This is a genomic window from Glaciimonas sp. GG7 (genome assembly GCF_052976905.1).
Map to the genome: position 1 here is coordinate 24,275 of NZ_JBRIIQ010000005.1, position 15,389 is coordinate 39,663.

Here is a 15,389-nt window from a genome sequence, read left to right on the forward strand (position 1 = left end):
CGTCGGCTTTATGCATTCTTACTACCCATATTTTAAGAACCATCGAGTATCAAATTCGTGTTAACCAGCCATCGGTTTTGAGCCTGATCGAACCCGATATCTGCATTTTCAAGCCGGTAGCGCTTGTTCATTATTTCCCTAAGATCACTCAGATATTGTTGATATGGCGCAGTAGTAGCATATTGAGCCAGGGATTGATCTCCTTGAGGTGGTTCCTCCAAAGCCTTTTCCTGTCTCATCAATTCTTCCAGCTTTGTCTGGATGTCGTTCGACTGTAACGATAATTCCCTGGCTTCTTTAAACGGAACTGGTGAATCAGCACCACGCGCTAAGAACTCAAAGACGACATCTGGATTTTTCTGGAGTGCATTGACGTCACGGACCACCTGTCTAATGATGCTCATCATTTGACCATATGGCATATTAGTCGGATTCAAACGATACGGAAGAGCAGGAATATCAAGGAGTTGTACTGTGTCAATTTCTTCCCATGCCTTCAGCATTTCCGTAATGTGGTCGACCTTTCTTTGTATTGAGTGCATAGCGTTAGCGAGCTTTTGACGCGTTTCGTCAAAGACCAGGCGTTTCACGGCAATATCGAGCATATCCTGTAATGATGCTTTTCCCTCCTTGATATCTGTGAGGATCTGGCGTGCCTGAGTGCGAAGTTCCAAATCCATAAATGTCATCACCGGACGATCCAGACATGTTCCCATCGCACTCACACCCAACGTCGAGATATACGGGACAAATGGTGCAGGATCGTTTTGGATGACTTTCAAGACCCCTTTCATGCGAGCAACGAGCGCAGCGTAGGCTCTATAGCTGATAGCACCCTCCGGAGCACCTTCATACAATTTTCCCAGTAAGGCACTTAACGATTCTGTCCATGGTGTATGAACAGGATCTTCGGTCCATTTGGTCCATGCTTCCATATCGATCCCGGTGCGTGCCGATTCCGGTAATGCGTTCACCCAGTCTTGAATGTTCTGGTCTAACCTGGCGGAATGATTAATATCGATTTGAATGTCAAGATTTTCGATAGCCGCGCCATTGTTAAGGAATTTTAGAATCCCTTGGCCAAAATCACATACGGCATTCGTCGTTGGATTTTTTGCCCCCAAGATCGGTACAAATGCCATGAAGCCCATTGATAAGGCTGATTGCTTACCTGTTGCGACCGTGTCCGCAAGACGATCTCCCCACAATGCTTTCGCAATCGTACTAGTGCCAATGTCTTCGGCTAGTTCGCCTGAACCGCATGTCTTGGAGATGAAGGCTGCGCCCATTAAAAGTGGCGTAACAACGGTATTGACTGGAAGGAGTATTGGAAATGCAATGACCGTAGCGAGGTTGCTAATTAATGTCGCCAGAAAGGGATGTCGTTGCGCAAATGATGGTGTCGCCGATGCTCTATTAATAATCGGTACAAATGCACTCGGAATGTGACTACTTTGCAGGACACGTACGGATACCTGGGAGACTTCAATCTGGATATGGTCTGACGGTCCGGGATTGTCATGGGCACCGACGCCGCTCCCATTATCTTCAAAGTCGTTTTGAGCGCGCAGTGTGGAAGGATCAGACTGGCTACGTCGAATACTGCCAGAAGTTGGTTCGATATCGCTGGGCCATGTACTTAAACACGCGTTTGTTGTGCTGTGAGAGTGAGCGGAAGAGATCGCCATAAAATGCCTTTCTTTACCTGAAATGTATCGGACTTACGCAAAATCGCCCCAGTGGGGTTACGCCCGCCTGGCCTTACTAAGTAAGGCTGCATAATTGTTTAGACCAGGTACCTCGACGCAGACAATGCCACTGCACGGCCAGGCGGGTGTAACGACCTATAAACGATTATGCAGACTTACTTATCGTAATGTCTTCGTCAGTCTGCCTTTGGGACAATTTTGCGTAAGTCCTAATTTAAAAGATATGTTTGTTTTTCTGCAGCACCGCTTCGCCGCGCGATAGCCCGCTATGGGCTTCTATCCAAAAAGTCTTTGCACTCCCGGCAAGCGCATGCAACAACCCGGAAAAATCCTCTGCCATCGCCTCCACAGGAAGATCCTGTTGTAACGTCAGCAGCACCGTATCTCGCACAGGATGGACGCTCAATAACACGCGCCCGCCCGCGCTCATCACAAAGTTATTCCACAACAAGCCTTGCCATAGTTTTTCGCGCGGCAATGTTGTCTCCATGCCGAGATCGATACGCACCTCGAAACGATCCGGTGCAGTTTTGCCATGCCGCAACAGCATGTCGACACCATCCACCGACAATGTGTCTGCGTCGTTGAGCAAGTACTCCCTCTCAGCCAAGCCGATGTGGTCGCAAAATGTCGCAACTAATATTTTCCAGTCGATAGCGTCAGGTCGCGCAGGAAGTGTGACGCGTTGCAGCGGTGTCAACGACTGGATGTCGGCGACCGGCCGTTGGGATGGTAATGCCGCCCAATAAGCGTCGGCACAGGCGACCAGACTGCGCAACCAGCCTGCAAGGGCGGCGCCAGTGGTGTGAGCATCAAACGGATATTGGGCGGTGAGAATGACGTGATTGTCGTCCGGCGTGAGGCTAAAGCCCAGAATGCCATAGCCCCCCCATTCAAAATTACTCACCAGCAGCCGATACCAGATCCATTCCCGCTGATCCTGATCTGCCATCCCCATGTCCAGACGTCCCTGAAGAATGCCGGGTGCCGCCATGGCGTCAACCTGCAAAAGCAAGTCGTGTCCACCGACGCGCAACAACCCTGTCTGGTGCAGGCGCGCCACATCCTGTACGCCTGAGTGTTCACACATCTGTACCAATAAGCGCTCATAGTCCGATTGCGTCATGACACTCCTTTTGATTATTCGTCCCTTTTTGTATCGTTTTGCGGCGCGCGATGTGTTTGCGTTCTGTCGGTATATGTACTCCTCCGTATGCATCAGAGCCTTTGCATCGGCCGCTATTTTGTGTACGTAGACTTCTCATTTGTGAGCCTATTTAAAATATTTCTGACGCTCTCTTCCTGATGAAATTCTCGCAACTGCAAAACAGTAGAGCGTCTTGACGTGCATCTCAACAAACCAGAATGCATATCGAGAAGGACAATCACGCATATTTCTCCCCATTTTTACACTTTGTTTACACCCCGCCACCGAGTCTTTACACCATTTTTAGAGCCTTCCCCGTAGCCTGTAACAGTTGAAATAACTTTAATGAGAGCAATGATGGACGCACTAATGGACGCACTCTATGTGGTCGCGATGTTGGTATTTTTTATACTGACATGGGCCTTGGCCGTGGGTTGTAAAAAGCTTGAGGAGCGCAAATGAACCCGTTTTATGTGCTCGGCGCGGTCGTCACCGTCGCGCTGCTGGTGTATTTGATATTGGCGTTGCTGAACGCGGAGGATTTCTGATGACTACGCAATCGTTCCTGCTGCTAGCGACATTTTTGATCGTCCTGCTGGCGCTGAGTTATCCGCTCGCCAAATGGATCGTGCATATCGCCGGGGATGATGCATTGCCCGGTCTGGGCTGGTTGTCGCGTGGCGAGCATGGCTTGTATCGCGTCGCCGGGATCACATCCAAAGACGAAATGGGCTGGAAAAGTTATGCGTTGGCACTGCTGATTTTTAATCTCCTCGGTGCCTTCGTCACCTATTTACTTCAGCGCGTACAAGTCTGGCTGCCGCTCAACCCGCAGCATTTTGCCAACGTCTCGCCCGACTCGTCCTTTAATACTGCGGTCAGTTTTATCAGCAATACCGACTGGCAAGGGTATAGCGGCGAGTCCACGATGAGCTATCTGACCCAGATGCTGGCGCTGGCGGTCCAGAACTTCTTTTCAGCCGCGACGGCGATTGCGGTGGCGTTTGCGTTGATACGCGGTTTTTCTCGTCATTCGTCGCAATCGGTGGGGAACTTCTGGCGCGATATGACGCGCTCCACGCTCTATTTATTGTTGCCGTTGGCGCTGATATTTTCAGTGTTCTTAATGGGGCAGGGCGCGATTCAAAATTTTGACGCGTATAAAGATGTGTCGCTAGTGCAATCGCTGACGTATCAACAGCCTAAAGTCGGCGCAGACGCTCAGCCGATCAAAGACGCCAGCGGCAATCCCGTGATGGAAACGCTGACCACGCCGACCCAAACATTACCGATGGGCCCGGTCGCGTCGCAAGAGGCGATCAAGATGATCGGCACTAACGGCGGCGGCTTCTTCAATGCCAATTCAGCGCACCCGTATGAAAATCCAACGCCGCTGGCCAACTTCATGCAGATGCTATCGATTTTCTTGATTCCGGCTGCGCTCTGTTTTGTGTTCGGACGCATGGTCGGTGACATTCGGCAAGGCTGGGCGATATTGGCGGCGATGACGCTGATCTTCATTATCGCGGCCGTCGTCGTAATGATTGCCGAACAGCAATCCCATCCCGGCCTCAGTGCATTGGGAGTCGATCAGGCCCAAAGCCTGTTGCAGTCCGGCGGCAATATGGAAGGCAAGGAAACCCGTTTCGGCATTAGCGCCTCCGCCTTGTTTGCGGCCATCACCACCGCGGCTTCATGCGGTGCAGTCAATGCCATGCACGATTCCTTTACCGCACTCGGCGGCATGGTGCCGCTGGCGTTGATGCAGATGGGCGAAGTGGTGTTTGGCGGAGTCGGCTCGGGTCTTTACGGGATGTTGGTGTTTGCCATCATGGCGGTGTTTATTGCCGGATTAATGATAGGCCGCACGCCGGAATATCTGGGCAAAAAAATCCAGGCGTTCGAGATGAAGATGACCGCGATTGCGATTCTGATCGTGCCTTTGCTGGTGTTGGGCGGCACCGCCATTGCGGTGATGGTCAGCGCAGGCGTGGCTGGTATTTTCAACCCCGGTGCGCATGGCTTCACCGAGATTCTGTATGCCTTTAGTTCCGCGGCCAACAATAACGGCAGCGCCTTCGGCGGTCTGTCAGCCAATACGCCGTTCTACAACATTGCACTGGCCATCACGATGTGGTTTGGGCGTTACGTGATCATCGTCGCCATTCTGGCCATTGCCGGTTCGCTCGCCGCCAAGAAAAAGCTGGAGCCGAACGCCGGCACCATGCCGACCCACGGTCCTTTGTTTGTCGTGCTGTTGATCTCCATCGTCTTGCTCGTTGGCGTGCTGAACTATGTACCAGCATTGGCGTTAGGACCGGTCGTTGAACATCTGCAAATGATTGGCGCACCGGTGCTGGCTCCGGTACTGGCTAACTAATAATAAGGATCATCATGTCTTCCAACACGCGTAAAAAATTGACGTTGTTTGATTCAGCGCTGCTGGGTCCGGCGATCATCGCTTCGTTCCAGAAACTGACACCGCGCACGCAGTTGCGCAACCCCGTCATGTTCGTCGTCTATGTCGGCAGTATTTTGACCACGCTGCTGTTTTTTCAAGCCTGGTTTGGCAAAGGTGAAGCCAGTCCTGCTTTCATTCTCGCCATTTCGGTCTGGCTCTGGTTCACCGTTCTGTTCGCTAACTTTGCCGAGGCGCTGGCAGAAGGCCGCAGCAAAGCGCAGGCCGAATCATTGCGTGCGCTCAAGCAAACGGTGACGGCCAAAAAGCTCGATCATCCAACTAAGCACGACGGACTGCTCAGTGAATTTACCCCGATCTCGGCGAGCGAATTGCGCAAGGGCGATGTCGTCCTGATCGTCGCCGGGGACGTGGTCCCCGTCGATGGTGAAGTCATCGAAGGTGTGGCCTCGGTCGACGAAAGCGCCATCACCGGCGAATCCGCGCCGGTGATTCGTGAATCCGGCGGCGATTTTTCAGCCGTCACAGGCGGCACGCGGGTCTTGTCCGACTGGTTGGTTGTACGTGTCTCGGTCAATCCCGGCGAGGCATTTCTGGACCGCATGATCGCCATGGTCGAGAATGCCAAGCGTCAAAAAACACCGAACGAAATTGCTCTGACGATTTTGTTAGTTGCGCTGACTATCGTATTTTTGCTGGTCACGGTCACGCTTTTGCCGTTCTCATTGTTTAGCGTCACGGCGGCCAAAGTCGGCGTGCCCATTACGATTACGGTCTTGATTGCATTGCTGGTCTGCCTGATTCCAACGACCATCGGCGGCTTGCTCTCCGCCATTGGCGTAGCCGGGATGAGCCGCATGATGCAAGCCAACGTGATCGCCACCTCAGGTCGTGCGGTGGAAGCCGCCGGTGACGTGGACGTCTTGCTGCTCGATAAAACCGGCACCATCACGCTCGGCAATCGGCAGGCCGCCACCTTTATTCCTGCGCCGGGTATCACTGAGCAGCAATTAGCCGATGTCGCTCAGCTAGCCTCGCTGGCCGACGAAACGCCGGAAGGCCGTAGCATCGTGGTCTTGGCTAAGCAGCGCTTCAATATCCGTGAACGTGAAATGCAAGCGCTGCACGCCGTGTTTATTCCTTTCACCGCGCAAACCAGAATGAGCGGCGTCGACATCGGCGAACGTATGATCCGCAAAGGGTCTTCCGAAGCATTGAAGCGCTATGTCGCCTTGCTCGGCCATCCCTTCCCTGAGCAAGTCTCGCGCAGCGTGGATGATGTTGCCCGACGCGGCAGCACGCCGTTAGTGGTGGTCGATAACGGCATTGTCATGGGCGTGGTCGAACTCAAAGATATCGTCAAAGGCGGCATCAAAGAACGCTTCGCCGAGTTGCGCCGCATGGGCATCAAAACCGTGATGATCACCGGCGACAATCGCCTGACCGCCGCCGCCATTGCCGCCGAAGCGGGTGTGGACGATTTTCTGGCAGAAGCCACGCCGGAAGACAAACTCAAACTGATCCGCTCCTATCAATCCGAAGGCCGCATGGTGGCGATGACCGGCGACGGTACTAACGACGCCCCGGCTCTCGCGCAAGCAGACGTTGCCGTAGCGATGAACAGCGGTACGCAAGCCGCTAAGGAGGCCGGCAACATGGTCGATCTGGATTCCAATCCGACCAAGTTGTTAGAGATCGTCGAGATCGGTAAACAGATGTTGATGACACGCGGCGCGTTGTCCACGTTCTCGATTGCCAACGATATCGCCAAGTATTTTGCGATCATCCCGGCCGCTTTTGTGACCACTTATCCGCAACTCGCCGCGCTCAATATCATGCATTTAGCGAGTCCGTCGTCGGCGATTATGTCGGCGGTGATTTTTAACGCGCTCATCATCATCGGGTTAATTCCGCTGGCGCTCAAAGGCGTGAAATATCGTGCGATTGGTGCGGCTGCATTGCTGCGTCAGAATTTGTTGGTCTATGGGTTGGGCGGGATTATCGCGCCCTTCATCGGGATCAAGTTGATCGATATGTTGTTAGCAGCATTTCATTTGGTTTAGGAGATTGAACATGAAGATGGCATCTGGTGTGACCTCTACTCCCATGCTGCGTCCGGCTCTGGTGTTGTTTGCCGGGTTGACGTTGGTGTGTGGGATTCTGTATCCGGTGCTTGTTACCGGGATTGGCAAGATCGCTTTTGCTGATCAGGCGGGGGGGAGTTTGATCGTTCTCAACGGTAAGGCGGTTGGTTCGCGGTTGATTGGGCAGGAGTTTTCGGCACCGCAATATTTTTGGGGACGAATATCGGCTACCAGTCCTATGCCTTATAACGGGACCGCGTCTGGTGGTTCTAATTTTGGGCCGAGTAATCCGGCTTTGATGGATGCGGTTAAGGGGCGGATTGCTGCTTTGAAAGCTGCTGATCCTGGGAATGTGGAGCCGATTCCTGTGGATTTGGTGACTGCTTCTGGTAGTGGGTTGGATCCGGAGATTAGTCTGGCGGCGGCTTATTATCAGGCTGGGCGGGTGGCGCGGGAACGACAGCTTAGTGTGGAGGTTGTGCGGGGGATGATTGAGAGTCGGCAGTTGACAAGGGTTTTGGGGGTGTTTGGGGAGCCTCGGGTGAATGTGTTGGAGCTTAATTTGGCGTTGGATAAGAAGGGTTAGATTGGGGGCTGCGGTCGTCGGTATTGAATACGTTTTCTACTCCGTGGAGGCTAGCCGGGGGCGGCCCGGCAGCCGGTCACTTTTTCTTGCTTCGCCAAGAAAAAGTAACCAAAAAGAAGGCGACCGCAAATGCCGCTGCCCTCCGGGTCCCCAAATTTTCCTGCCGCCAGACGGATCAGGCTGATGACATGTTTGAGCGCAGCGAGTTGGTCATCAGACCCGGCTGGCGGTAGGAAAATTTGGGAACCGCGAAGCGGCGGCGGTACCTGCGGTCGCCTTTTCTTTGGTTACTTTCTTTTGGCGAAGCAAAAGAAAGTGACCGGCTGTCGGGCCGCCCCCGACCAGCAACAACGGAGCACAAACCGCATCAAATAACAACGACCGAATCCAAATTTACCCCCTACAATTAACCACCCAACCGCCCACCCCACAGACATCAAAAAAATGTCCTCAAACTACCCAAACAACAACAACGACCACCGCCCCGACCCAGACGCGCTACTAGCCCGTATGCAAACCGAGCAAAATCTGGCAAGCCGTGGAAAGCTAAGGATTTATTTCGGCGCCTCAGCAGGCGTAGGCAAAACCTACGCAATGCTGTTGGCCGCCCACAAACTCCAAACCGAAGGGAGAGAAGTGTTGGCTGGCGTCATCGAAAGCCACGGCAGAGTCGACACCGCAGCATTACTCACAGGGCTAACAGTCCTGCCACTAAAACAACTCATCTATCGCGATAAAAAACTCCCCGAGTTCGATCTCGACGCAGCACTCGAACGCAAACCGTCGTTGATACTCGTCGACGAACTAGCCCACTCCAACGCCCCCGGCTCGCGTCACCCCAAGCGCTGGCAGGATGTAGAGGAGTTATTAAGCGCCGGTATCGATGTATTTACCACCCTCAACGTCCAGCATCTGGAGAGCCTCAACGACGTCGTCGGCGGCATCACCGGTATCCGCGTCGCTGAAACCTTGCCCGACACTGTTTTCGACGCTGCCGACGAAGTGGTTCAGGTCGATGTCCCCGCCGATGAATTACTCGCCCGCTTGCGGCTAGGCAAGGTCTACCAGCTACCGCAAGCCGAACGTGCATCACAGAATTTTTTCCGCAAAGGCAACCTGATTGCCTTGCGTGAGTTGGCCTTGCGTCGTACCGCAGACCGGCTGCAAGGCGATGTCCAGGCATACCGGATCGAAAAATCGATCGGCACAGTCTGGCAAACTGACGCCGCATTGCTGGCCTGCGTCGGCCCGACCATTAATGCCGAACACGTCATCCGCAGCACGGCCCGGCTGGCGACGCAATTGAATGCAGAATGGCGGGCGGTGTATGTCGAGACGCCGCGTTTGCAACGCTTGTCATCGGCGCGGCGCGAGGCGATTTTGGAGACGCTGAAACTGGCTCAGAATCTGGGCGCGACCACGGCCGTGCTGTCCGGGGCCGATGTCGCCACAGTGATTGCGGACTATGCACGCAGCAACAATATTTCAAAAATAATTGTCGGGCGCAGTCAGCACTATGGCAAATGGAAGTGGCAATGGCGTTGGCAGGCGTTGTGGCCGTGGCAAAATAATTTTGCGGCCAAACTTGCGGCGCAAGCTAAGGATATCGATCTTATCGAGATCGGCCAGCCGTCGATTCGGGCAGTGGATAAGTCTGGCGCTGCGTCTTCAAGCGGACGTTATTTGCCAACGCCGAAACAGCTATTCGGTAGTTCACGGATATGGGGTTATGTGTGGGCGGTTGCGGTCACTGTTTTGGTGACGTTGTTGGCGACGCCGATATTGCCGTACTTCGATCTGGCCAATATTGTGATGTTGTATTTGCTCGCTGAGGTGTTGATTGCTGTGCGCTTCGGGCGTGGACCGGCGATCACGATTGCGCTGTTGAGTATTGCTGCATTCGATTTCTTTTTTGTGCCGCCGCGGTTCTCATTTGCGATTAGCGATTTTCAGTATTTGCTGACGTTTGCGGTGATGTTGGCAGTCGGCTTGATCATTACGCATCTGACGACCGGCTTGCGTTATCAGGCACGGGTTGCCTCTTACCGCGAGGCGCGTTCACGGGCTTTGTTTGAATTTTCACGCGAACTCTCCGGAGCCTTGCAGACCGAGCAAATTTTTGAGACTAGCCGTAAATTTTTGCAACGCACATTTAATGCGCAGACGCTGCTGTTGGTGCCGGATATGGCGGGGCGATTGCAGGTGGCGGGCGCCGGGAATGGCGTGGATAAAGATCATCAAACGCTGGACCTTGGGATTGCGCAATGGGCGTTTGATAATGCGAAGAACGCGGGAATAGGGACCGATACTTTACCGGCCAGTAATTATCTGTATTTGCCGTTGATCGCGCCCATGCGTACGCGTGGTGTGCTGGCAATTTTGCCGCATAGTCGCCGCTGGATATTGATTCCTGAGCAGCAACAGCAGCTCTACACTTTTGGGGCGTTAGCCGCCATTGCGCTTGAGCGTGTGCATTACGTCGAGGTCGCGCAAGATGCGTTGATCACGATGGAGTCGGAGCGTTTGCGCAATGCATTATTGTCAGCGCTGTCGCATGATTTGCGCACCCCTTTGACAGCCTTGATCGGCTTGTCGGAGTCGTTGGTATTGTCTAAGCCGCCGTTGCTAAACGCACAGCAAGCGCTGGCGGTCGCGCTGCATGAGGAAACCTTGCGCATGAGCGCGTTGGTGATCAATTTGCTCGACATGGCGCGCATACAAAGTGGCGAAGTGAAACTGAATTTACAATGGCAGCCGTTCGAAGAAGTCGTCGGCAGTGCTTTGCGCGCAAGTGGCTCCGCATTGGCCGGGCATAGCGTAGAAACGCATGTTGCGCATAGCTTGCCGCTAGTGCGTTTCGACGCGCTGTTGATTGAGCGCGTGTTGTGTAATTTGCTGGAGAATGCGGCCAAATATGCACCGCCGTCTGGATCGCCATTAGCGTCTGTGATTCGGTTATCTGCGGTAGTGACCGGACAGTTTTTGTCGGTCACGGTCTCCGATCATGGCCCGGGTTTGCCGCGGGGGATGGAGGAGACCATCTTCGATAAATTTACCCGTGGCGAGCGCGAATCAGCCAAGCCCGGCGTCGGCCTGGGATTGGCAATTTGCCGGGCGATAGTCGAAGCCCACGGCGGTACTATTGGTGCCAAATGCTGTGTCAATGGGAGTCAAAGTGGCGGCGAAAATGGCGGCGCTGAATTCACTTTCACGATTCCGTTAGGTGTGCCGCCAAGCATGCCTGAGCCAGAAGACGACGTCAGTTCATCTTTATAAAGTACCCATCATGAGTCAACTACAACCGATCGCGATTCTGGTCGAAGATGAGCCGCAAATCCGACGCTTTGTCCGTGCCGCGCTAGAAGATGAAGGCTGGCAAATCCATGAAGCCGACTGCATGCACCGAGGATTAATCGATACCGGCACACGCAAGCCGAATTTGATTATTCTCGATCTTGGCTTGCCAGACGGCGACGGTATCGACTTTATCCTCGATGTCAGAAAATGGTCCAAAGTCCCGATCATCGTCTTGTCCGCACGGGTGAGTGAAACAGACAAAATCAAGGCTCTCGATGCCGGAGCCGACGATTATTTGAGCAAGCCCTTCGGCGTAGGAGAATTGTTAGCGCGTGTCCGAGCAACCTTACGCCGCCAGCATCAACCATTGGCAGACGCCGATGGCCTGATTCGTTTTGGCGACGTGACGCTCGATCAGCAAGCCCGGTTAGTGACCAAAGCACAGCAACCGATTCATCTGACGCCGACAGAATATCGCTTGCTAACAGTGTTGGTAGCCAACGCCGGACGGGTTGTCACGAATCCGCAATTGCTGCGCGAAGTATGGGGACCGTCACATTCTGAGAGCGGCCATTATCTGCGGATTTACATGGGCCACTTGCGCCAAAAGCTGGAGGACGATCCCGCGCAGCCGCAATATTTGTTGACGGAAACGGCGGTGGGGTATCGGATTATGTTGTCGGCGTAAGAGGTTGCCGAGCGGATTTTCTGGTTTTGTAGTTGTAGTTGTTTTTGAATTTGCAGGCGCAGCCACAGTTGCCGTTGCTTTTGACGTTGTAGTTGTTTTTGACCTTGCAGGCGCAGCCACCTTTGACGTTGTTTTTGACCTTGCAGGCGCAGCCACAGTTGACGTTGCTTTTGAAGTTGCCGTTGAAGTTGCTTTTGAAGTCAGTACTGTCCGGTTAAAAGTCGAATAAATTCAATTGGTTAGCGTCAATCGGTGTTTCGATTTGCGATGAATCTCGCTGCAAGGCGCATGAGAGCTGTGTTTTTTCGAAAACTGAGACAGAAAGAATCTGTAGCAATGTATATAAAGAGGCATTGAGTTGAAGCTCCTTCTTGACGATGGCAATAAGTACGTAAGTGGAGACGGCGCACCAGATTTGTGTCTTCACGGCGTTCTCGCTGATACCGAGAAATTTTTTGATACGCAGATGCTGCTTAATCCATTTAAAGAACAATTCGACTTGCCAGCGACTCTTGTAAAGAGCTGCAATCGTCAGCGGTGGGAGAGTCGTGTTGTTAGTCAGGAATATGAGTGTCTTGCCGGACTCCGGATCCTTGAAACGAATACGACGCACATGCTCTGGATAATCCTTGGATGCGTAATGCCCGTTGAAAGCGATGGTCTGATCGCAAATCACACCGGATGCTCTGTCTGTGCGTGCAGAGTAGACGCGCCTGGCATCCAAATTCGATTTGGCCCTGGTGACAAAAAATGCGCCAGCTTGATGCAGTCTGTACATTCTGGCGAAATCGATATAACCACGATCCATCACATAGAAAGCACCGGCTTCGAGAGGTATGAAGCTGAGTACGTGGGAGTCGGCCATCTTGCCGTCGCTGATATGGATGAAGGCAGGAATAGCGCCACGCAAATCGAGCAGCGTGTGCATCTTGACGGCAGCCTTGGCGGAGCGAAATGGTGCCCAATTGAACAAGCTCAAACACAAATCGATTGTTGTCGAGTCCAGCGCATAAACCGTATTGGTCAAATCCAATCCCACATCGCAGTCGCGATAGAGCTTGCGAGCACGGCGAATAAGCAAGGCGGCCAGATCGGCCCACATACGCCAATCGCGCGACTCGTTGGCATCGGCCAATGTAGAGCGATGCACCGCATGACGCAGCCCCATCGCATAAAGTTTGGAAGCGTTCGCACCCAACGTCACCTCTATGTCGCGCAGACTTTCGCGCCAAGTCAGTTGCGCAAAGGCCATCACCCGAAATTGCTCTGCGCAAGTCATGCGACGTACACCAGAGTTGCCAGAATAACGTTCTACGATGCGCGCAAAACTCGTCCAAGGTATAAATTCCATGATCTGTGCAAATAGCGTCTTGCCGATATTCATAGCTCATCCTCCAAAGTAACGACCTCGGAAAATGATACAAAAATGAGAAATCAAGTTTCAAATCGGCACCAAATAAAATCAGCCGCTAGCCCATGCCAGTATTGGTTCTCGCATGATTCAAAGCGGATTTAACCGGACACTACTGTTTTGAAGTGGCAGTTGACCTACCCCGTCATGTAACGACGCCACATTTTTCAGCCGCCAGACGGATCAGGCTGATGACATGTTTGAGCCGAAGGCGAGTTGGTCATCAGACCCGGCTGGCGGCTGAAAAATGTGGGAACCGCGAAGCGGCGGCGGTACCTGCGGTCGCCTTTTCTTTGGTTACTTTCTTTTGGCGAAGCAAAAGAAAGTGACCGGCTGTCGGGCCGCCCCCGACAAGCATCCACGGAGCACAAACCGTTTTAATTACCAACGAACGAAAAAGCCCCCACCGAGCACAAACCACATCTACCCAACAATCTCTACCTTACCCGTAGCCAGGTTATAAACCCCACCCACAATCCGCACCTTCTTCTCAGCAACCAGCTTACTAAGAATCGGCGCTGCAACCTTCAGTTTCTCCACATTCAACATCACATTCTGTTTAATAGCATTATCCGATTGATTCCCCTTCATATGCGCCACCGCTCGCACCGCCGGCGCAATAGCCGTAGTCAAAGTCTGAATATGCCCTGGAAACTGCTGATGTTTTTCAACCGCAGCAATAGTCGCCCCAACCGCCCCACAGTGCTGATGCCCAAGCACCATAATCAAAGGTACCTTTAACACAGCCGCCCCATATTCCAGACTAGCCAACACATCGGAGGTCACGTAATTGCCAGCCACCCGGGTGACAAAAAGATCCCCGCGCTGCTCATCAAAACATTGCTCCGGTACGACTCTGGCATCGGCACAGCTCAAAATGCTGGCGTAAGGATTTTGTCCGCCGACCAACGCCGCGCGATCTTTGGAAAATTCAAACGGTTGTGATTTGCCTGACATATAACGCTGATTGCCTTTGAGCAGACGTTCGAGCGCGGCGTCTGGACTGAGGATGTTTTGGGCTTTCGGCGGTGTTTTTTCTTTTGGCGGATTATCTGCTGCGAATGCCGTCTGTGTCGCCATCCCGGCGACGCCTAACGTTAATGCGGACAGAGAAATATGTTTTAGAAAGGCACGTTTGCTTGTACTTTTTTCGAGGTGTTGAGATTGTTGGTTGCAGCAGTTGAGCATGGAGATTTTCCTTTAAAGGGCCTTTCGGCAATCGGCAAAGGGATAAATTCCCGGTCGGAAAGAAAAAAGACTTTCCTCGGCTACTACCGGCAGAATTCTTCTCCTTTATCAGAGAATTCCAGGTTGATTGGTTAAAATAGCGCTTTTAATCCTTACTAAGACAAACACCATGGCCGCTATGACGCAGGATGAAATGAAGCAAGCTGTTGCTCGTGAAGCAATTAAGTATGTGGTGGAGCGCGATATTGTCGGTGTCGGCACCGGTTCAACCGCTAATTTTTTCATCGATGAGCTCGCTAAAATCAAGCATTTGATCAAGGGCGCGGTAGCGTCTTCAGAGGCGACAGCGGCGCGTTTGCGCAGCCATGACATTGAAGTGTTTGATTTGAATCAGGTCTTGTCGATGCCGGTGTATATCGATGGTGCCGATGAGGTCAATGCACAGGGAGCGATGATCAAGGGCGGCGGTGCTGCGCTCACGCGGGAAAAGATTGTGGCGTCGGTGGCGGAGAAATTTATTTGTATCGCCGATGGTTCAAAGCTGGTCAATGTACTGGGTAAATTTCCGTTGCCAGTGGAGGTGATTCCGATGGCGCAGGCAGTTGTTGCGCGCAAGCTGGCGCGATTGGGTGGCGAGCCGCGGCTGCGGTTTAAGGATGGGATTCCGCTGATTACGGATAACGGTTGCGTGATCATCGATATGCACGGATTAAAAATCGTCGATCCGATTGCACTGGAAGCGCAGATCAATCAAATTACCGGCGTGGTGTCGGTTGGCTTGTTTGCAAAGCAAGGCGCGAATGTGTGTTTGTTGGGTACGCCGGATGGGGTTAAAACACTGACGTTTTAAGATTGCAAGG

The 15,389-nt window shown here is 52.9% G+C and carries 13 protein-coding genes; 9 read left to right on the forward strand and 4 right to left on the reverse strand.

The window, feature by feature from the left end; genetic code table 11:
- Window positions 1–32 precede the first annotated feature (32 nt).
- Both ACVBEF_RS02720 and ACVBEF_RS02725 read right to left on the reverse strand, forming a co-directional pair.
- A complete protein-coding gene (locus tag ACVBEF_RS02720; protein WP_447122407.1) occupies window positions 33–1,688 on the reverse strand; it encodes a hypothetical protein in 1,656 nt (551 codons plus the stop codon).
- 235 nt (window positions 1,689–1,923) lie between these two features.
- Window positions 1,924–2,835 carry a hypothetical protein gene (locus ACVBEF_RS02725; protein ID WP_447122408.1) on the reverse strand — a complete coding sequence of 304 codons (912 nt, stop codon included), beginning with the start codon at window positions 2,833–2,835 and terminating at the stop codon, window positions 1,924–1,926.
- A gap of 378 nt (window positions 2,836–3,213) precedes the next feature.
- Here ACVBEF_RS02725 and ACVBEF_RS02730 point away from each other — a divergent pair, with 378 nt between their 5' ends.
- The 8 genes from ACVBEF_RS02730 (at window position 3,214) to ACVBEF_RS02765 (ending at window position 12,159) form a co-directional block, all read left to right on the forward strand.
- Window positions 3,214–3,318 (forward strand): potassium ABC transporter ATPase, encoded by a 105-nt coding sequence (locus tag ACVBEF_RS02730; RefSeq protein ID WP_447122409.1) that lies wholly within the window; start codon window positions 3,214–3,216, stop codon window positions 3,316–3,318.
- The gene (gene kdpF, locus ACVBEF_RS02735; RefSeq protein ID WP_322236400.1) at window positions 3,315–3,404 is read left to right on the forward strand and encodes a K(+)-transporting ATPase subunit F; all 90 of its coding nucleotides are present in this window, start codon (window positions 3,315–3,317) and stop codon (window positions 3,402–3,404) included. The genes ACVBEF_RS02730 and kdpF overlap by 4 nt, the downstream gene beginning before the upstream one ends.
- The gene (kdpA, locus tag ACVBEF_RS02740) at window positions 3,404–5,236 is read left to right on the forward strand and encodes a potassium-transporting ATPase subunit KdpA (RefSeq protein WP_447122410.1); all 1,833 of its coding nucleotides are present in this window, start codon (window positions 3,404–3,406) and stop codon (window positions 5,234–5,236) included. The genes kdpF and kdpA overlap by 1 nt, the downstream gene beginning before the upstream one ends.
- 14 nt (window positions 5,237–5,250) lie before the next feature.
- Window positions 5,251–7,338, forward strand: a complete 2,088-nt coding sequence (gene kdpB, locus ACVBEF_RS02745) for a potassium-transporting ATPase subunit KdpB (RefSeq protein WP_447122411.1) — start codon at window positions 5,251–5,253, stop codon at window positions 7,336–7,338.
- 10 nt (window positions 7,339–7,348) lie between these two features.
- Window positions 7,349–7,945, forward strand: coding sequence for a potassium-transporting ATPase subunit KdpC (kdpC, locus tag ACVBEF_RS02750; protein ID WP_447122412.1), 597 nt, complete (start codon window positions 7,349–7,351; stop codon window positions 7,943–7,945).
- A gap of 444 nt (window positions 7,946–8,389) precedes the next feature.
- Complete coding sequence (locus ACVBEF_RS02755; protein ID WP_447122413.1) at window positions 8,390–11,221, forward strand: DUF4118 domain-containing protein; 2,832 nt, start codon at window positions 8,390–8,392, stop codon at window positions 11,219–11,221.
- 10 nt (window positions 11,222–11,231) lie between these two features.
- A complete protein-coding gene (gene kdpE / locus ACVBEF_RS02760; RefSeq protein WP_447122414.1) occupies window positions 11,232–11,930 on the forward strand; it encodes a two-component system response regulator KdpE in 699 nt (232 codons plus the stop codon).
- 4 nt (window positions 11,931–11,934) lie between these two features.
- On the forward strand, window positions 11,935–12,159 hold the full coding sequence (locus tag ACVBEF_RS02765; RefSeq protein WP_447122415.1) for a hypothetical protein: 225 nt from the start codon (window positions 11,935–11,937) through the stop codon (window positions 12,157–12,159).
- Here ACVBEF_RS02765 and ACVBEF_RS02770 read toward each other — a convergent pair.
- Window positions 12,145–13,314 (reverse strand): IS4 family transposase, encoded by a 1,170-nt coding sequence (locus tag ACVBEF_RS02770; protein ID WP_447122416.1) that lies wholly within the window; start codon window positions 13,312–13,314, stop codon window positions 12,145–12,147. The genes ACVBEF_RS02765 and ACVBEF_RS02770 overlap by 15 nt on opposite strands.
- Window positions 13,315–13,764: 450 nt before the next feature.
- A complete protein-coding gene (locus ACVBEF_RS02775) occupies window positions 13,765–14,529 on the reverse strand; it encodes a carbonic anhydrase (RefSeq protein WP_447122417.1) in 765 nt (254 codons plus the stop codon).
- Window positions 14,530–14,707: 178 nt separating this feature from the next.
- Here ACVBEF_RS02775 and rpiA point away from each other — a divergent pair, with 178 nt between their 5' ends.
- The gene (rpiA, locus tag ACVBEF_RS02780; RefSeq protein ID WP_447122459.1) at window positions 14,708–15,379 is read left to right on the forward strand and encodes a ribose-5-phosphate isomerase RpiA; all 672 of its coding nucleotides are present in this window, start codon (window positions 14,708–14,710) and stop codon (window positions 15,377–15,379) included.
- Window positions 15,380–15,389 lie beyond the last annotated feature (10 nt).